Origin of the sequence: Limnobaculum xujianqingii, from assembly GCF_013394855.1 — a bacterium.
GTDB lineage: Bacteria > Pseudomonadota > Gammaproteobacteria > Enterobacterales > Enterobacteriaceae > Limnobaculum > Limnobaculum xujianqingii.
Genome location: NZ_JABMLK010000001.1, coordinates 134,066 through 153,887, shown reverse-complemented (window position 1 = coordinate 153,887; position 19,822 = coordinate 134,066). Strand labels below are relative to the sequence as shown.

Annotated in this window: 15 protein-coding genes; 5 read left to right on the top strand and 10 right to left on the bottom strand. The window is 48.2% G+C overall.

All coding sequences use genetic code 11. The annotated features are described in order from the left end of the window. Positions 1–31: 31 nt before the first annotated feature. From lysM to GOL65_RS00340, 8 genes are all read right to left on the bottom strand, one after another. The gene (gene lysM, locus GOL65_RS00375) at positions 32–478 is read right to left on the bottom strand and encodes a peptidoglycan-binding protein LysM (RefSeq protein WP_130589974.1); all 447 of its coding nucleotides are present in this window, start codon (positions 476–478) and stop codon (positions 32–34) included. 133 nt (positions 479–611) lie between these two features. Then, complete coding sequence (locus GOL65_RS00370) at positions 612–1,901, bottom strand: DUF3748 domain-containing protein (protein ID WP_140920454.1); 1,290 nt, start codon at positions 1,899–1,901, stop codon at positions 612–614. A 651-nt stretch (positions 1,902–2,552) separates the two neighbouring features. After that, positions 2,553–3,854 (bottom strand): MFS transporter, encoded by a 1,302-nt coding sequence (locus GOL65_RS00365; protein WP_140920453.1) that lies wholly within the window; start codon positions 3,852–3,854, stop codon positions 2,553–2,555. Between the two features lie 210 nt (positions 3,855–4,064). After that, the gene (gene dgoD, locus GOL65_RS00360; RefSeq protein ID WP_140920452.1) at positions 4,065–5,213 is read right to left on the bottom strand and encodes a galactonate dehydratase; all 1,149 of its coding nucleotides are present in this window, start codon (positions 5,211–5,213) and stop codon (positions 4,065–4,067) included. Then, complete coding sequence (locus GOL65_RS00355) at positions 5,210–5,827, bottom strand: 2-dehydro-3-deoxy-6-phosphogalactonate aldolase (RefSeq protein ID WP_140920451.1); 618 nt, start codon at positions 5,825–5,827, stop codon at positions 5,210–5,212. The genes dgoD and GOL65_RS00355 overlap by 4 nt, the downstream gene beginning before the upstream one ends. Next, positions 5,811–6,716, bottom strand: a complete 906-nt coding sequence (locus GOL65_RS00350; RefSeq protein WP_140920450.1) for a 2-dehydro-3-deoxygalactonokinase — start codon at positions 6,714–6,716, stop codon at positions 5,811–5,813. Before GOL65_RS00350 ends, GOL65_RS00355 begins: the two co-directional genes overlap by 17 nt. Beyond that, positions 6,713–7,396, bottom strand: coding sequence for a FadR/GntR family transcriptional regulator (locus tag GOL65_RS00345; RefSeq protein WP_228723109.1), 684 nt, complete (start codon positions 7,394–7,396; stop codon positions 6,713–6,715). The genes GOL65_RS00350 and GOL65_RS00345 overlap by 4 nt, the downstream gene beginning before the upstream one ends. A gap of 349 nt (positions 7,397–7,745) precedes the next feature. Then, on the bottom strand, positions 7,746–9,845 hold the full coding sequence (locus GOL65_RS00340) for a DUF1176 domain-containing protein (RefSeq protein WP_179038105.1): 2,100 nt from the start codon (positions 9,843–9,845) through the stop codon (positions 7,746–7,748). 209 nt (positions 9,846–10,054) lie between these two features. Between GOL65_RS00340 and GOL65_RS00335 the strand changes: the two genes are divergently transcribed. Continuing rightward, on the top strand, positions 10,055–11,017 hold the full coding sequence (locus GOL65_RS00335; RefSeq protein WP_140920447.1) for a threonine/serine dehydratase: 963 nt from the start codon (positions 10,055–10,057) through the stop codon (positions 11,015–11,017). A 29-nt stretch (positions 11,018–11,046) separates the two neighbouring features. Here the strand turns inward: GOL65_RS00335 and GOL65_RS00330 are convergent, their stop codons facing one another. Together GOL65_RS00330 and GOL65_RS00325 are read right to left on the bottom strand one after the other, a co-directional pair. Next, positions 11,047–11,574, bottom strand: a complete 528-nt coding sequence (locus GOL65_RS00330; protein WP_179038104.1) for a GNAT family N-acetyltransferase — start codon at positions 11,572–11,574, stop codon at positions 11,047–11,049. Positions 11,575–11,932: 358 nt separating this feature from the next. Then, entirely contained in the window at positions 11,933–13,186 is a 1,254-nt protein-coding gene (locus tag GOL65_RS00325) for an MFS transporter (protein ID WP_140920445.1), read from the bottom strand. 271 nt (positions 13,187–13,457) lie between these two features. Between GOL65_RS00325 and GOL65_RS00320 the strand changes: the two genes are divergently transcribed. From GOL65_RS00320 to GOL65_RS00305, 4 genes are all read left to right on the top strand, one after another. Then, positions 13,458–14,171 carry a DUF1266 domain-containing protein gene (locus tag GOL65_RS00320; RefSeq protein ID WP_140920444.1) on the top strand — a complete coding sequence of 238 codons (714 nt, stop codon included), beginning with the start codon at positions 13,458–13,460 and terminating at the stop codon, positions 14,169–14,171. Next, positions 14,168–16,885 carry a DUF805 domain-containing protein gene (locus GOL65_RS00315; protein ID WP_140920443.1) on the top strand — a complete coding sequence of 906 codons (2,718 nt, stop codon included), beginning with the start codon at positions 14,168–14,170 and terminating at the stop codon, positions 16,883–16,885. Before GOL65_RS00320 ends, GOL65_RS00315 begins: the two co-directional genes overlap by 4 nt. Before the next feature lie 51 nt (positions 16,886–16,936). Further along, positions 16,937–18,016 carry a tartrate dehydrogenase gene (locus GOL65_RS00310; RefSeq protein ID WP_140920442.1) on the top strand — a complete coding sequence of 360 codons (1,080 nt, stop codon included), beginning with the start codon at positions 16,937–16,939 and terminating at the stop codon, positions 18,014–18,016. A gap of 130 nt (positions 18,017–18,146) precedes the next feature. Then, on the top strand, positions 18,147–19,598 hold the full coding sequence (locus GOL65_RS00305; protein WP_140920441.1) for an NAD-dependent succinate-semialdehyde dehydrogenase: 1,452 nt from the start codon (positions 18,147–18,149) through the stop codon (positions 19,596–19,598). Positions 19,599–19,822 lie beyond the last annotated feature (224 nt).

The following is a 19,822-nucleotide window of genomic DNA, read 5'->3' as shown; positions in this document are numbered from 1 at the left end:
AGGGCTTTTAAATCAATTAATTAATAACTGATTATAATTTAGGAATACGCAGAACTTGTCCTGGATAAATCTTATCCGGATGACTTAACATTGGTTTGTTAGCTTCAAAAATTTTCTGGTATTTGTTGGCATCACCATACTGAGATTTAGCAATTGCACCCAGAGTGTCGCCTTTCTTAACGGTATAGAAGTTACCTTCTTCTGAAGGTTGAATAACAGAAACTTGATCCTGAACGTTACCGATAGATGCAACGTTACCCAGAATAACCATCAGTTTCTCTTTCAGCTCCTGATCCGCAGCTTCGCCACCAACAATAACGGTGTCGTTTTCTACTTTAATATCAACTTTATCTGAACCAGGCAGACCCATTTTGTCTAAGTGCGCCTTCAGTTTTGCTGCTTTATCTTCTGGTTTGCTAGAGACACTATCCCAAAGCTTTTCGCCTGCTTCCTTAACAAAATTGAATAACATTCCCATTATATTCTCCAACAACAGTTAAAATGTTTAGACACCACTTATCCCAACTAAACTCGTGGCAAATCACCACATCAGCGTGAGATAAGCGCTGTATATAGTATATCCCACGAACCGCTCACACACTAATTTTGTGTTAATCCAGTTCAGTGGCAGTAATAAATAACTGAGAAAAACCGTCTACTTTTCGCATATAAGCAATATATTCACCATTGGGTGAAAACACCACGGCATCTGCACAAAGGTGGTTTACACTCTTTTCCGTTAATCGTTTAACCACACCGCTGTTAACATCACACAGCACAATGCTACCGTCCATAACGAAGGCTAAACTGCGACCATCCGGGCTCCAGCTAAAGGCGGAATCCACACCATAACCACCGTCCGTCACCTGTTTTAACTCACCGCCCAGCGGAGAAACCAGCCAAACCTGAACCACATCAAAATCATCTTTCATCAGAAAGGCAATTTTGCTGCCGTCCGGCGAACTGCGAATCCAGTGACGTGGGGAAGAGACTACCCCTGGAAAGCGACGATCGCTGGTATAGGTTAAACGGCGTTGATTCACACCGGCGGGAGGTGCCGGCATCAGCTCAGTTGTCCCGGTTAGTGGGTACTCACCGGGTTTGGCGTAGTCATCCAAATGTTCCGGTAAATCAACAATAAACACTTCCGAAAGTTTGCTGCCATCTTCTGCCCGGGTATCGCCAATAAACGCCAGCGCCCAACGCTGAGCCGTACCCTGCGCGGTAATATAACCTTCTTTTCCTACCCATCCCTCTTCATAAGCCCGACTGATTTCATCGCTGCCAGCTTCAGGAACCAACACCGTTGAGCTCACCAGAACACAAAAATGGCTACCGTCATATTCCCGAACATGTTGTTTTTCCACCTGAACGGAATGCAGCGGCACTGCGACACCGATATTGCGCTGATCGAACTGTGGCCCTTTCTCATGCATCACATGGTCGTTATAGGTAAAACTCAGCCGACTGCCGTCCGGACTAAATACATGTACATGAGAGCCGCCGCGTAGTGCGCCACTAGTAAAAGGAGGGGTAATATCTAATGCATCCAGCGTAACGGCACGCTTTCGCTCTGGCTCAGTCACTATCACACCGCGACGGTGATGGAAGTCATAGTGCCACTGCTTATCCGGTTTTTCAGGGCTGTGGATAAAGGCATAACGTACCGGTTCAACCGGGCTGGTCGTCACTACGCCGACATAGCTCTGCGGCTCTGCCTGATAAATAATTTCGACTTCACAGCTATCAATGTTCACCCGTTCGATAGTCTCGCCGGTAAACGACGAACCATCGGGCCGGACATCATAAACCAGCCACTGACTGTCCGGTGTCCATACGTTAACGTTAGTTAACTGGTGGTTGCAGGGCGTATAGGTAATTTGTTTTTCTGTATCACGCATCGATGTGCTCCTACCTTGTCGCCTGTACGAATCTTTATGTTGCAAGATAAATTTTCAACTGTCACTGAAAGGTTATAAAAAATTCCACCGTTATCGCGATTTCCTCACTACCAGGAAAATTAATAACATAATGATGTTAAATAGATATAGGAGGGAATTGGAGTTACAGCAAGGGGAGAAGAGATAAAAGATCTGTTAATACCAGACATAAGGTAACTGGCTGTTGACCTTCTTAGTGAGTACTGAAATTCAGTTGAGAGAGGGTAACGCAAATGAAAGCGGAGGGAAGTCGTCATGGGCTAGCTCAGATGGCTGACAAAGTCAGATGATTCAGTTTTATGTTTTAGCATAGCTAATCGGAGGGAGAAGGTGCCGTGGGGGTCGACTTGGCGTAAGCCAACGACAAACAGGCACAGCCTGTTTGAACAGCGCTCGCGCTGGCCCGAAGGGCAAAACACCAAAGGTGTTTTGTAACGGCCCGTAGGCAGCTTAGGCCCGACGCGCTCCACAGTTGAGGGCAGACGATCTTCCGGCCGGGCACCGGGATGATATGAGCACATCGCCCTTACGGCCGGAATATACACAATAGTTAATAAGAATAATTTACACAAAACTCAAGGGCTATAACCTATCAGTCATAGCCCCGGAAAATCAAGCTATCCGCTTCACTTCCCCAACCAACAAGATATACGAGAACGCCCCAATCACTGCTACAACAGAGATATAAATCAGCGAAGGTGCAAAACCGTAGTTTTGTGCCAGATATCCCACCACCAGCGGTACCGTGATACCACCCAAACCGCCGATAAAGTTAAATACCCCACCGGTTAAACCAATCAGGCGAACCGGAGCCAGCGATGAAACCAGTGACCAGGTAATCGACGCAAAGCCATTACCAAAAAACGCTACGGCCATCAGCACCATAATCCAAATTGGATCGTTGGTGTAGTTAGCGCCCATAATGCAGGAAGAAAGCAATAAACCGCAGATAATTGGAGTCTTACGGGCAAAACCAATAGATTTACCACTGCGGGTTAATTTATCGGCCAGTTGACCAGAAAGTAATACACCAAAGAAAGCCGCCAGAAAAGGAACTGTGGTCATAAAGCCCGCGGTTAACGCTGCAATCCCTTTCTCCTGAGTCAAATAGTTAGGGAACCAGGTCAGAAAGAACCACAACATAGAAGTAATAGCGAACTGACCTAAATAGACGCCGATCAGCTTACGGTGGAAAATCAGTTTCCAGTCAGCGCGAGTAAATGGCACTTTCTCTTTTTTCTCAACCAGCGCATCACCATCAACCATACCGCCGCCTTGCTCGATATACTCAAGCTCAGCTTTATTTATCCCTTGGCTTTTTCTCGGGTTTTGGTAATTGAAATGCCAAATCAGTGCCCAAATAATACCGATACCACCCGTAATAAAGAACACCCAGTGCCAGCTCAGAATTTCCTGAACCCAAATCAGCATTGGCGTTAAAAACGCCAGGCCAACAAACTGTCCTGAGGTATAAAAGCCTACCGCACCGGCGCGTTCCTGCTCAGGGAACCAGCTGGTAACAACCCGGTTATTCACCGGAAACGCTGGCGCTTCAAACAGACCGGTCACAGCCCGTAAACCAATAAGAGACGCTAAGCCACCGGCAAAGCCTTGCAGCAGCGTGGCAACTGACCAGCCCATAATGGCGATAAAATAGGTAAGCTTGGAACCAACCCGATCTAAAAACCAACCACCCGGAATCTGGCAGGCGGTGTAAGTCCAGGCGAAGGCAGAGAAAACATACCCCATCTCCGTTTTAGTAATACCAAACTCCTGTTGAATTTTAGCGGATGCTACGGCCAGGTTTGCCCTGTCGACATAGCAAATCACCACCGTAACAAAAATCATCAGTAAGGTAATATAGCGACGCTTGGTGGGCTTTATTACCTCTACCGAATCGATTGTTTTATCCATTGTAGAGTATCCTGTTTAATTGTTTTTATACTGCCGGAAAATAATAAAAATTGCTCTATTGCCTTATTTATCAACGTAGTCAAAACAGCGCTGGTCAGATTCAGGCGTAAGGGAACCCCGGCGGGTAATTACGCCTTTTTATTGCTTTAATGATTAAACTGACCGGTTAATTACGTTTTAAATAAACGCGATGCTTTCACAATGCCATTATTACCACTCGGCAACAGCACCATCCGGATAACGCCAAATTGGGTTACGCCAGTCAGGAGCTTGCTTACTACGTTCAATCACCAACTCTTCATTCACTTCCACCCCTAACCCTGGTTTGGTTGGTGGATAGAAATGGCCATCTTCCATTGAGAAGTCTTCTTTGTTCAGCACGTAATCCAGTAGTTCTGCGCCCTGATTATAGTGAATGCCCATACTCTGTTCCTGAAGCACGGCATTACGCGCCACGAAATCAATATGCAGGCAGGAAGCCAGCGCAATCGGCCCCAGTGGGCAATGTGGAGCAAACGCCACATCATAAGATTCCGCCATTGCTGCAATCTTATAACACTCGGTAATACCACCCGCATGGGAAAGATCGGGCTGAACAATACCCAGGCCGCCATCCGCCAGTACGCGTTTAAAATCAAAGCGGGAGAACATGCGCTCACCGGCTGCAATAGGGATATGGGTTTGCGCCGCCAGACGAACATAGTATTCCGCCTGTTCCGCCAACACTGGCTCTTCAATAAACAGCGGGCGATAAGGCTCCAGTTCTTTAATCAGAATTTTTGCCATTGGTGCATCAACACGGCCGTGGAAATCCAGACCAAACTCAATGCTATTACCAAAAGCCTCACGAATTTCAGCCACTACCGCTACGGCTTCATCCACTTTACGTGAATTATCAATGATCCCCATCTCTTCACAGCCATTTAGCTTGAAGGTATCAAAACCGATATTTTTCAGTTTGTTAATACCAGAGATTACATCCGATGGGCGATCGCCGCCTACCCAGCTATAGGCTTTAATTTTATCGCGCACCAGTCCACCCAACAGTTGGTAAACCGGAACCCCTAACACTTTACCTTTGATATCCCACAATGCCTGATCGATACCAGAGATAGCACTCATCAGAATAGGACCGCCGCGATAAAATCCGCCGCGATACAGGGTTTGCCAGATATCATTAATACGGGCAGGATCCTGACCAATAATCATCTCTGACAGTTCATGTACCGCTGCTTCAACGCTACGAGCACGGCCTTCAATCACCGGTTCCCCCCAGCCAGTCACGCCTTCATCGGTTTCTACTTTAAGAAACATCCAGCGTGGAGCTAAACGGTAAGTGGTGAGTTTAGTAATTTTCATAACTGCACTTCCTTATAGGCTTTAACAAAACGTTGCGCTTGCTGGCGAGTCTGCTCTGGTGACTGGCCAGCACGATATAAGTCGCTTCCCAGCCCTGCACCAACGCAACCCGCCCGCATATATTGATGGAGGTTTTCCGGCGTCACGCCTCCCACGGCAAACACCGGTACCTCTGGCGGTAAAACGGCTTTCAGCGCTTTAATATAGTCAGGACCAAAAGATGAAGAAGGGAATATTTTTAGCGTTTGAGCCCCGGCCTCCAGTGCGGTAAATGCTTCTGTTGCCGTGGCACAGCCAGCACATACCGTCATACCAAACTCCACAGAGCGTCGAATAACCGCAGGATTGGTATTCGGTGTCACAATCATTTGGCAGCCCATTGAGGCTAACCGTTCCACGTTAGCAACCGTTAATACCGTACCTGCACCAATCAGCGCCTGAGAGCCAAACTGCTCTACCATCTTTGGAATACTGATTTCCCACGGCGGTGAGTTCAGGGGGATTTCAATGGCATCAAAACCAGACTCAATCAGGGCGGAAACGTGGGCCTCCACTTCCTGAGGCTTAATACCGCGCAAAATAGCAATTAGCGGAAAATTAGTTTTCCAGCTCATAAACCAGACTCCTTATACCGGATTTAAAGGCATCATCTCCATCAATGGCCTGATGTGGAATACCGGCTAAAGCCAGCGCTTCACGATAACGCGCCGTCAAACTCTGGTTACCGATAATCGTGATACCGCGCTGATTCACATCGACATATTGCCGCTGCATTTGCGCCACTTCGTTACCAATAAGCAGCCCGGATAACCACTCCTGAACCACCGAAGGATCTAACTGCCCAAGAACATGAGACGCCCGGGTTTCAAACAGGCGACGAATAATATGGGTTTCATTAAAGCCAACTTCCATTCCTTGTCTGAATGCCTGTTGCGATTCGCGTTGAACCCCTATACCCGCACCAACCAGAGAATGGTTAATCAGCAAATGATGCAATTCACCGGTCATAACCGTCCGAAAATCAGCTACCGTATCGCCATCCATTTGCACCCATTTGCAATGGGTGCCTGGCATCACATAATAAGCGGCTGACTTTTGTGCATGAGCACCCACTAACTGAGTCTCTTCACCACGCATGACGTTACAGTTGCCATCCTGATTAATGGCAAGGCCTGGCACAATCCAGGCGCGCATTGGCGCTAGCTGAGTCACCGGCATTAAGTGATGAGAGATCTGACTTAAATTTGCCGGACACATTTGATAAGGAGTAGGAATCCATCCGGCATTGCTACCAATCATGCCGGCCATAACAACGGGAATACCGTCAGGATACTGAGCCAGCCAGTTATCAAACAGCTGATGAAAAATCGCTTCCGGCTGCTGCCCGTCAAAACGGGTAACACCCCGTTCAGAACGCAGAGTATCGACGCAAAGATCGCCATCAAATAACCAGGCTCTCAGATTGGTTGAACCCCAATCAACGCCGATAAATTGCTCAATCATGTAGACTCCTTCAAACGCTGAGTGGAACTGGCAATCATCGCCAGAGCGGCCTTCTCTGCGGCCTCAATATCCTGATGACGAATCGCATCGTACAAGTCCTTATGCTCCCGCAGTGTGCGAGGCATATTATCTTCATCTGGCATATAAGTGCGTTCAAACACCGCATGTTGTAGCGAACTAATCGCAACCCCTAACTGCTGTAATATTGGATTGTGGGTCGCCACCAAAATAGCCTGATGAAAACGAATATCTGCCCGGTTAAACGCATCGAGATCCTGACTGTGAATAATCATGTCATTTAGCGCGCTTTCAATTTGTACCAGCTCGGTGGGTGTTGCTCGTTCCGCAGCCCAACGGGCCATGCTTGGCTCGACCAGGTGACGCACTTCATTCATTGAGGCAATTAACCGGGGGTCATAATCATGCTCAAGAATCCATTGCAAAACGTCACTGTCGAGATAGCTCCACTGATTGCGAAAAGTGACAAATGCTCCCCGATAACGCTGCACCTCCACTAAACGCTTTGCTGCCAGTGCGCGCAGCACCTCACGAATAATGTTGCGTGAGGTATTAAATTCTTCACAAAGATCGGTTTCTGCCGGTAACGCAGAACCGGGAATATATTTACCGTGTACGATCTGCTTACCCAGCTCGATAATAATGCGATCGGTTTTGCTCATTTCAGACTGTGGCATCCATAACTCCAGAGTGATAAGTGTCGTTGTTGTACTGAAAACTGTGCCGTTACAACATCAGTTTCGGTTTTTACCAACTTTATCTGTCTGACCCTCACCTGTCTTGTACACGATGTTAAAAATGGCGAGTATTTCTACTGCGATGACGAGATTGTAATTCAATTTAATTAAATTGTACTACGATCTGGATCGCAAAACGTACAATTCGATTATTTCACCAGAGGACTATTTAAATGATGGACAGGGATACCCGGAGCTGAAAAAGTAGCAGATCTGTTTGAAATAGCAGAAAAAAGGCAGACAGGGCGCAAGCTCAATGCGCCCTGTATATGTGTTATCGAGCGTAAATACCGTGGCTTTCTGCCACATCCACTCGGGAATGGTTAATCGACAGCACTTTTCTTGAGCCGGTTAAATCAACTGAAGTATGGAATGACTCGTTTTCTTCGGGTGATGTAATCACCATAAACGCCTCAACCCCCTCCTTGGGGGAGTAAGAACCAAAAAGACTACCTACGCTACCAACATAGCATTTCCCTTTTAACCACACCGGGATATCAGCCACCCGTTCAACGGTGTAATGCAGATGGTCACCGGTATAGTAAAACTGCGCCTTTTCTTTGCTGACTGAAGCTGGAATAGGACAAATTGGATTATCAAAACTCCATACAGGAAGGCCATCATGCAACATTTGATTAGACATTCTGGCTAAGCTTTTTTCCAGTTCACTCTGCTCGGCAGCATCCAGAACCACCTCTTTTGGCTGTTCATTTTCTTTCCTCAACGCCAGAGCATATTCATAACGAATCGTAATCTTTGGTATTTTTGCTGACTGACTAAACGGCTTTAACAAATAGATATTATCTGTACCAAAAGTACTGTTGCGATAAGCAACATAGACTTGCCCATTGAGTTTTATCCAATAGTCAGCCTGATTAGCACCACGACCGTTCAACGAATACATGGTTACCGGAACAAACTCACCGTTTTGCGCGCTGGGTCCTGCCGGATTAAACTCAGTTTTATGTCTTTTTAATACACTAATATCGCTAAATAGCCCCGTACCACCAATATAAGCATCGATAATCAAATCTCGCTGACCGTCGCCATCCAAATCCACCAGCGTATAAGAAGCTCCGCGCTGTTCGGTCTCTTCGGCTATCACATCAGACTTCACAAACGCTTGCCATTCATCATCGCTAATATCGGCTGATGATTTTTCTGTTGGCAGACGATATTCACCATTTTGTTCAATATATTGAAGGGTAAACTCAGTCTGGTTATCGCTGATATGTGAATAACGCTCCATGACTTTATCCACCGGTAACTGATTGTCCTTTTTACGCTCTTCCTCCAGCGCCTGATACAACTCTTTTACCGCTGCATTATCATCATCAATATCCTGTAGTGATTTCACCGTGCTGACTACGGTATATAATTGCCACGGACCACCGGCTTCTATGCCATTACAGGCGCCGGTAGAAAGCTCTTCGCTGACAACAAAGTTTTTGCCATCCCACACCCAGTTTTTTACCCACCAGCAGTCGCCAAGCCCACGACCTTTCTGAGACAAATAAATAATGCCATCGCCATAATCACTGGCCGAAGACGTGATGAATTTAGGCTCAGTGCTGAAATTATTATCCACCAGCCAATAAGCCAGACCTTCGTTATAAGCCCCACGCCAGCACAACACCTGAATCAGTGAGTGTTTAGCGTCAACATTAATAGCTTTCCAGTTATTTTTACCGTCACTAGCATCATCAACACCGGGACATTCCGCCTCAATCGTTGGCTTTAACCAGTGACTCACTTTATTAACTTGATCCGGCGTTAAATCAACCGGCGTTGCTTTCTTATTAACGTCCGCCGCAATAATTTCAGGGCGAGCAAGAGCAGGCAATACCTCACTTTCACTTCGGTTTCCTTTACGAAGGATAGCCCCCGGCGTGTTCAGTCGTCCCTGATACTCATCCATTTTTAATATAACGGCATTAAAACCTGCACCAGAAAGCTGCCAGCGCTTTTTATCGTATTCAAACTCAACCTTCTTATCGCGAATCAGCGCAGTAATCAGCGTCTCAATCTGAGCATCAGATAATTGAAAACGGGTATTTTCACCCAGTGCCAGCGCGCCCTGTGACTTACTGTCAATCCACAGTTTCGCCGTATTCTGCTTTTGAGGCGTTTGTTCATCATCGTTAAAACTAGCAAAAACTAAGGTCCCACTGACCTTTTGGCCGACTCCCGCATGGCGCATCAGCAACACTGAAAGTTCCCCTTCGTTGATGCCATAGCCCGCAGCACGGCAGGTACGGGTATTATCACAGGCAATTTCCCAGTCTTTATGGGCAAAGGTCATACCGCCTTCGGTTTGTGCCAGCAGCATGGGTGAAAATATTGCTGCCAGTAATATAAAAATAACTCTGAACACGGCCCTCTCCCTGAAGATTTTTGTTACTTTACTGCCTGTCATTTGAGCTCAGTATATTGATTAACGCGGTCTATTTCAGAACAAATTCTTCGCGATATCTCGCATAATTTCACTAAAAATAGTCTCCCTTTTCACTTTCAATTAACTTGCCGCTCGACAACCCATCAACCAGAGGATAAAACTAAGTTTGCTAACCTAAAGGAGCGCGTATGAATTCCCTCTATCCATTGATTACCGAAGCCCATATGGCAATTCGTCCTCAGGTCAGAACCACACCGCTGGACTATAGCCCATTGTTATCATTAATCAGCGGCTGCCAGATCTATCTGAAATGCGAACACCTGCAGCATACGGGGTCATTTAAGTTTCGGGGAGCTGTCAATAAGATACGCTTACTCAATGAAACATCACGCCAGAGCGGCGTAATCACCGCTTCAACCGGTAACCATGGACAGGCATTAGCATTGGCCGCACGCGAAGCTGGCGTAGCCGTTACCGTGTATGCTCCCGCTACAGCGGCACAGGTAAAGCTGGATGCTATTCGCGCATTTGGCGCAGATATTGAACTGGTTGAAGGCGATGCGCTGGCGGCTGAGCTGGAGGCATCAAGGCAGGCTGGATTACAGGGCAAGCCCTTTGTTTCTCCTTATAACGATAAATATATTATTGCCGGGCAGGGCACTGCTGGCATAGAGATAGCAGAACAAATAGAGGGTCTGGATGCGGTATTTATTGCCGTTGGCGGTGGAGGTTTGATATCGGGTATTGGCACTGCCCTCAAGCATTTATCCCCTAAAACTCAAATTATTGGTTGCTGGCCTGCCAATGCACCCAGTATGTATGCCAGCCTCAAGGCGGGTAAAATTATCGAGGTAGAAGAGCAGGAAACCCTGTCAGACGGCACTGCTGGCGGCGTAGAACCCGGAGCGATAACTTTTCCTGTTTGTCAACAGGTCATCGATCGTTGCGAATTAGTCAGTGAACAAGAGATCCGCGACGCCATGCGTTTGATCGCCCGCACCGATCGCTGGATGATTGAAGGAGCCGCTGGCGTAGCCCTTGCCACAGCACTACGGCTGGCCCCCGAATTTCAAAGCAAGAAAGTCGCTGTGGTGTTGTGTGGTAAAAATATCGTACTGGAAAAGTACATTAATGCCGTAAGCGGAGAGTAATTCCCCTGTCAGCTATCCTCTGAACCATCTCACTGCGGTTTCAGGGGATAATACATTGCCACCCGACAAAAACGGCTCCATTCCCGTTCACCTGCCAATGCCTGCTGTAAAAACTCAGGTGTTGGCAGTCGGTCAAATGCCATAAAACCCAGACGTTGGTAAAAAGGACCATTCCAGGCCACATCACGAAACGTCGTCAGCCCGACATACTGGCACTGCTGCTGACATGACCATTCAAGTACTTGCATAATCAGCTGCTTACCAATACCCCGACCGCCCGCATCAGGATGTACACTCACCTCCTGAACCCAACCCCATTCCCCTACCCGATCTGCCAGAAGAAAACCAACCGGCTGGCCATCCTGCTGCGCCACCCATAATCGTTTCTCTGCCTGAGCCTGCTGCAATAAACCAATAGGAGTCGTCTCCTGCCGCTGCGCTGCCGGCAAAACAGACTCCGGAAACATCGTCGCAGCCGCCGCTTCAATCGAAGCAATAAACGGAATATCCGCCACCGCCGCCAAACCAATCGAATAATTAGCTATCTCACCAGTCATATAAATCCCTTCAACAAAATGCATTCCCGCTATGAAAGCCCTTGCCCTTCTCTCTTAAGCTTTTGACCTTAAAACCGTTGACCTTAAGGAGCACTGGAATTCAGCCGACAACTGAAAGAGGGTAGCACGCCCAACAGGGGTGAGCCTCATGGATGAGGCGAATAAACCGAATCAGTGTCAGTGCGTAAGCCCGAGTGAAGGCGGAGGGAAGTCGCCGCAAGGCGACCTGGATTCGGGTGCGAAGGCGCGGGGGTGCAGGGGACGTTCGCCCCAACGCCCCCTGCTCGGCCGCCTCCCGATAGTTGAACTAAACGCTACATCATTAGCGGCCGAAATGACTCAAGAGCTAAACAGACCGTTACGGTATCAAATCCATCTGCTTAGTCTCCCTCCCCAACCAAATAACCGCTACCACCGCCACCATTATCGACGCACAAAACAGACTAAAAATCAGCGTGATCGAGCTATTCATTGCCACCAGATAACCCACCATCAGTGGCCCTAAAATACCACCAATCCGACCAATGGAGGCCGCCATTCCGGCACCCGTACCGCGGATCGCGGTGGGATATTGTTCCGGCGTATAGGCATATAAAGCACCCCATGCCCCCAGATTGAAAAATGACAACAGCATGCCAAAGATCAACAGTTGAGCAACGGTATCAGAAGCGCCAAAGAAATAGGCTGAAACCGCGGTTCCTGTCAGATAGGTCGCCAACACAAACTTACGCCCGTAGCGCTCAATCAGCCATGCAGCAGTGAAGTAACCCGGAAGTTGGGCCAGCGTCATAATCAGGACATACTGGAAGCTTTTCACTAGACTAAAGCCCTTCAGCATCACTACGCTCGGCAGCCACAGGAACATACCATAGTAAGAAAACACCACGCAGAACCACAGAATCCACAGCATCAGCGTCGCTTTACGATAATCACTGGACCAGACGGCAGTGATATTGCTGATAATTGAAGGCTTAGCCTCTTTGGTTTCCGCCCGTTTAAAGCGCGGTGAGTCTGGCAAATTCAAACGCAGATAAATGGCATAGAATGCAGGTAATGCACTGATTAACATCGCCACACGCCAGCCATAGTTTGGAATGATAAAGTAAGCAATCAGGGCCGCCGCCAGCCAGCCAAACGCCCAGAAGCTCTCCAGCAGTACCACAATACGACCACGTTCGTGAGATTCAACACTCTCGGATACCAGCGTTGAGGCGACAGGTAATTCTCCACCCAGCCCCATACCAATAATAAAACGCAGCACCAGCAAAGCAGCCAGAGTAGACACCAGTGCTGTCAGCCCACTACCAACGCTAAACAACAACAATGTGACAATAAACGCTGATTTGCGCCCGGTACGATCCGCCATTACGCCAAATACAAACGCCCCTACCGCCATGCCGATAGAGTTAATGCTGCCAATCCAGCCCATTTGTTGAGCCGTTAGTCCCCAGTCTTGTTTCAGCGCTGCTAATAAAAACGACAGCAGCCCGACGTCCAAAGCATCAAACATCCACCCCAGACCGGCAATCGTCAACAGCTTATGCTTAGACACCCCTTTTTGAACCAGCGTCTTTTGTGAAGTCGTAGCTTGTGACACCTGAGTTATCCTCATAAAGTAGAGTTTCAGCGCCTGTTATAACAGGCAGAAAATATCAGAGCGGATTGAGCATAGAACAATTTTTATCAACCCGCAGATTGATAAACAAAGGCACACCTCCGGATATCCCTTTTGGCATATCACAATGTGTAGTTGCAGTTTTTCCAGAAACAAAGTGATAACAGTATCTGAGGTGTCTCACAACACATTTTTCCATCTTTGAAGGCGTTTTCTTTCTGTAGTAGTATCCTGAATAACCATTTTTTCACCCCCGTTGAGCTTATTGATGGACCAACAATATCAACACTGGCTATACGCCCTATCGGCCCCAATGGTCGCGCTAAACATTGAATACGGGGCGTCTTACACCGCACCGAACTTTTATCCAAACGATTCCTCTCTGGATTTAAGAGAGAGTTGGGACATCGATTCCAGAGAATCATTATTCGATACCGTTACCCGCATGATCGACCACGGACATGCTGACGAACTCTCCTATCCTTACTATTTATGGCACCAGCTAACACCAAACCGTTGGCGGGAATACTCAGCCCATCAGGAAGAGTCACGTCAGGTATTACTGGAGTTTGTAGCCGATACTGCATTAATGTGCGGATCGGGAGGCATCCGTTCCTGGGATCTGTGCCGGATGAGCTTCCTGTGCCGTGTTGGTGTGTTAAACCAGTGGATAACCGAACAGGAAAGCCTGTGGTTTCACTGCCGTATTGCCCATCGAGCCCGCCACTACTATGCCAGTTGGCAGGAGTACGCCTCTGGTTTTCTGATTGGCAGAACCTTCTGGCTATCCATCAGTGAAGAGCAGCCCGAACTTAAAGGCTATGCCCTGAACAGTAAAGGTACGCTGGATTCAAATATGACCATTTCCCGCTATCTGTTTACCGAGCCAGACAGTCCTTATCGGCATCTGATATGGGAAATGGATCCAGCCGAGCTGGAGATGGAAAAGCCTCAGTCACTACAGGAGGTTGACTGGTCATGAATCTGAGCTGTTGGCAAATATTAGGCATTGAGCCCACGGACGATCAGGAAATCATCCGTAACGCTTACCGAAAAAAACTACCCGAACATCATCCGGAAAACGACCCTCAGGGTTTCCAAAACCTGCGTCAGGCTTATGAACAGGCCAAAAAAGGGATTCAGTCAGACTTCCGACCAATCTCTGCGCTGGATAATGAGCCCATCGAGCCCGTCGTTGAGACGGAACCAGAGCCCGAAATCAAGGAACTGCATCCTGAGCAGCAGGTCATTGACCAGCTAACTGAGGATCTCGAAACCCTGTTAAACGATGCGAATCAGCGCTATCAGCCGGATGCATGGCATCAATACATTCAGAAAATTGATAGTCACTCCATCGAAGTGACTAACCAGTTGCGCTGGTCATTGCTGATGATGTTGTATAACACCAGCTATGTCTCCAGAGACTGCGTTCAGATTCTGGCCGAGCGTATGCGCTGGAAACAGCGGATTACCGAACTAAGAGGCGAAAGCGTCGAACATCTGGACGACTATCTCGACTATATTGCCAAAGGCGACATCTTTGATATGACGCTGCTTGCGGGCCTGCCGCTGGCGGCACAAAACGCCAGCGTAGATCATATCAATTCAATTAATTTCCTGTTTTGGGAAAGACCAGCCTGGATGCTGCGAGAATATCTGCTGCAATCAATGGTGGTCTACTGGCCTGATTCCCCGGAAGTCATGGAACTACGCTGCCGCTGGTACACGCTGGCAGGGATCGGTTCTGAACATCTCAGCGACTATTGCCTGCAACAGCTGACCAAAGATCCGGAGAATAGCGACTGGCTTTATTTGTACGCTTCTCAGTGTTCCATGTCCGGTCATGACGACTGGGCATTACCGTTTTGGATCCGTTTGTATCAGGCTGAACGCCATGCCACCGCCGAGGCCTGGCTATTAACCTGGTGCGTTAATCATTCCCCTGAACGTACGCCGCTGCTGATTCAGGCGTTGGATAATGCACAATATCTCCCGGCCGATGGCGTAGCCATTGATGCACCAGAACAGCGTTATATTACCCCAACCCAAACTACCAAAACCTTGTTGCGCTGGGGTGAAGTATTACAAAGTCCTATGCCGCTGATAGCCGAGGATTTTGCTAAATGGCGACTGCATAAAGAGACGCCAATCACTATGATTCGCCATCTGATTCTGGATGACGGCAGCGATCCGGTAGTGCATCTCTATCGCCATGCCAGCATGCTGCGGTTGGGAAATGAAACCCTGTTACAGCAAATTATTGATGAGCCAGAAAGTGGCGATCCGTTAGACGACCTGATTCTGAGCCGATTCAAGCTACAGGCTCAGCAACGTCTGGACTGGCTGAAAACATCCATGGTTATTCAAGCCTTTACCCATTGGTTATATGCCCCACAACCTGAAGCGCTACCGGCAGAACTGGCTCAGCGCGATTCCGAAGCACATTTGCAGTGCCTGCATTGGTTGTTGCAACGGCGCTGGTTGGCCAATGAACAGTTAGAGCGTTTAGCCAACAGTGAGACGTTTGGCGGCAATCTGGAAACCATCACTGACTGGATCAGCTTTATTGCCCTGAATAACAGTGCCTCACTGCCGGAACCTGACAATAATCAGGATTACTGGCAATGGTGCCGCCAGTGCTATGCATTAGTTTTGCTATTGGAAAGACCGGCAGAATCATTGCCGATGCTGATACAGGCGAAAAATATAACGCCAGAAGAGCAGCACCCGCTGTATGAATTCTGCCAGTTAATTAACCAGTTGGATGTGCAGCAGGATAATATCGTTGAGCAATATCGGGATAAGTTAACGCTGAGCTATATTCTTCAGCATCACTCATGGACCAGACTACCGATTACGCCGGAAGACTATCTGGAAAATCAGCAAACTACCCGTTCCTATTCCATCGACCATTTTTATATCAGCAGTCTGGAATGGCGAGGTCGTATTGAGAAATCCTCGAATATTAATCAAATGGTGTTCTATGCCGCCTGCGCCTGGTTTGGCCTCAATGGCCGGGAAAAACGTTTCACCACCCTGATAGAAGAGATGCAACTCAGCAACGAAGCTGAACAAGCGCTAAGAGAAGCGTTGCTTAACGCGACACCTTATGCGCAAATCAATGAAGTACGTAATCCACGACTGAAAGAACTGATTAGCGAAACGCTGGATATGCGTCGTAATCCTCACCGGGTTCTTTCTGAAAATAGTCAGAAATCGCTATGGGATTGTCAGCAAAACCCCAATGAAGATATTACGTTGCGTCTGGTGGCTAAACTGTTGTTGCAGGAATCCCGCTACCGTGGCAAAAATCCGGTGCAGACAAATCAACAGCCCAGCAAATTCTGGGAGTTCTGGCGCTTTAAATCCCGCCTGAATCGTACCGGTTTTGCCGCCCAGTTGCTGCTGGGTACGCTGCTGAGTTTTATTATCGGTGTCATTATGATCAAAATGTCAGACAGCGCTATAGGTCCACTGGTTTTAGTGGCGTTGTTTCTGACCAGCAGTCTTGGTGCCATGATCAGACGGGCAAATGACCTGAATTTGAGTAATACCGCCATCATCATCATGGCGGTAGTATCCACGATATTTCCTGTCACCATGACCTTAAGCATTATTTACCTGTTACTGGCACCGGGTGTTCCTTTTGCCAATAAAGCCGGACCTCCGGCTAATGGATGGTTTAACCAGCCATAAAACAGACAAGATGCCCATTGAGTTAATTTAATCACACAAGAGAGGCCCCTGATGAATAAGACTTACAGAATTGCCGCCATTCCCGGCGACGGTATCGGCAAAGAAGTATTACCAGAAGGGGTCCGCGTGCTGGAAGCCGCAGCCCGACGTTGGGATCTTAATCTTGAGTTTCATACCTTCGACTGGGCCAGCTGTGATTATTATCTTGAGCATGGCAGCATGATGCCGGACGACTGGTTTAAACAACTTCAGTCGTTTGATGCCATCTATTTTGGTGCCGTTGGCTGGCCGGACAAAGTGCCTGACCACATATCCCTGTGGGGTTCACTGCTTAAGTTTCGCCGTGAGTTTGACCAATATGTTAACCTGCGCCCGGTACGCCTGTTTCCAGGGGTTCCTTGCCCGCTGGCCAATAAAAAACCTGGCGATATCGATTTTTACGTGGTGAGGGAAAACACCGAAGGGGAATACTCTTCCCTTGGTGGTCGTATGTTTGAAGGTACTGACAGGGAGTTTGTGGTGCAAGAGTCAATCTTCTCTCGCCACGGTGTTGACCGCATCCTGAAGTATGCTTTTGAACTGGCCCAGACTCGCCCACGCAAAAAACTGACCTCGGCCACTAAATCCAACGGTATGGCTATCAGTATGCCTTACTGGGATGAGCGTCTGGCGCTGATGGCAGAAAACTATCCGCAAATTGCCTGGGACAAGCAGCATATTGATATTCTTTGTGCTCGCTTCGTGCTTACCCCTGAACGTTTTGATGTGGTGGTGGCCTCTAACCTGTTTGGCGATATTCTGTCAGACCTCGGCCCGGCCTGTGCCGGCACCATTGGTATCGCTCCATCAGCCAATATTAATCCGGAGCGTAATTTTCCGTCGATGTTTGAACCGGTACATGGCTCTGCACCAGACATTTACGGTCAGAACATTGCCAATCCCATTGCTATGATCTGGACCGGTGCCATGATGCTGGGCTTCCTCGGTGAAGGAGATAGCCGCTATCAACAGGCGCACGATGGCATTCTGCATGCCATTGAACAGGCTATCGCCCAAGGTCCTAAAACCCGCGATCTGGGTGGCAACGCTTCAACTCAGGAAGTCGGCAAAGCAATCGCTGAACTACTGTAGTTAACTCTGATAATTATCTGTTATCGGCATCCGGTATTCATTCGGATGTCGATAATTCATCACAAAATGTCCATATTCGATGGTCTATCCTTAAAGGCTACCCTGAAAACTATTTCCGGAGGTCAATCTGATGAAACTTAATGATCCAACGTTGTTTAAACAGCAGGCATTTATTAACGGTATCTGGCTGGATGCCGGTAGTAAAAATCACCTCGAGGTATTCGACCCGGCAACCGGCGAACGTTTAGGTCAGATACCCGATATGAACGAAAACGATACGCTGATTGCCGTAGAAGCCGCTCGTTTAGCGCTAAACGGCTGGAAAGCGTTACCGGCTCACCAGCGATCAATACTGCTACGTAAATGGTTCGATTTAATGATCGAGAACCGCAAAGACTTAGCCATGATCATGACCCGTGAGCAGGGAAAACCACTGGCAGAAGCCGAAGGCGAAATTCGCTATGCCGCATCTTTTATCGAATGGTTTGCCGAACAGTGTAAACGAACCAATGGTGACGTGATTCCCTCGCCAACGGCGGATAAACGCCTGATGGTGATAAAACAACCCATCGGCGTTTGCGCTGCAATTACACCGTGGAACTTTCCGGCGGCAATGATCACCCGTAAAGCGGCTCCGGCACTGGCTGCGGGCTGTACCATGGTGTTAAGACCCGCCAGTGAAACGCCCTATTCCGCACTGGCAATGGCAGAACTGGCCCGACGCGCAGGTATTCCTCCCGGAGTCTTTAATGTGGTAACCGGGAAATCTGGCCCAATTGGCGGGGTACTCACTGCTCATCCGGATATCCGTAAACTGACCTTTACCGGTTCCACTGAAGTAGGCCGTTTGTTGATGCGACAAAGTGCCGAGACGATTAAGAAAGTATCGCTGGAATTGGGGGGCAATGCGCCTTTTATTGTTTTTGATGATGCGGATATTCCTGCCGCCGTTGAGGGTGCCATTGCGGCAAAATACCGCAATGCCGGGCAGACTTGCGTTTGTGCTAACCGTTTTTATATTCACCGTGAGGTTTATTCCACTTTTGCCGAGCAATTTACTCGTCGGGTGAACGAACTGAAGGTAGGAAACGGATTGGATGAAGGGGTAAATATTGGCCCAATGATTAATCAGAAAGCGGTGGAGAAAGTACAGTCACTGGTTGATGACGCTGTTTCCCATGGGGCCAAAATGCTCACCGGCGATAAGGCTCATCCATTGGGGGGTAACTTTGTTAATCCCATCGTGTTAGGTGATGTTCCTGAGGGTGCAAAGTTACTGGATGAAGAGATCTTTGGCCCGGTGGCCCCATTGGTGATTTTTGACGATGAGAAAGAGGCTATCCGTCTGGCCAATAACACCATTTATGGGCTGGCAGCCTACTTCTACAGTAAAGACAGTGCCCGTATCTGGCGCGTCAGTGAAGCGCTGGAATATGGCATGGTCGGTATTAATACCGGTTTGCTGTCTAATGAAGTGGCGCCGTTTGGCGGTGTGAAGCAGTCGGGGCTGGGGCGTGAAGGTTCTGAGTATGGGATTGATGATTATTTGGAGCTGAAGTATATGTGTCAGGGGGGGTTGTAGCGCTGTTGTGGTTTTTAAATTGGCATTTGAGGGTATTCCGGCCGTGATAGCAAAGTGCTTATATTGAGTTTGTGCTCGGCCGGGGAACAATCTGTACTTGAGTTTGGAGTGCGTCGGGCCTGGCCGGGCTACGGGCACTTCGTTGGCTGACGCCAAGTCGACCCCCACGCCCGTCCCTCCCGACGATTGACTTTGTTAACAGACAAAACCTATCAAACTACTTA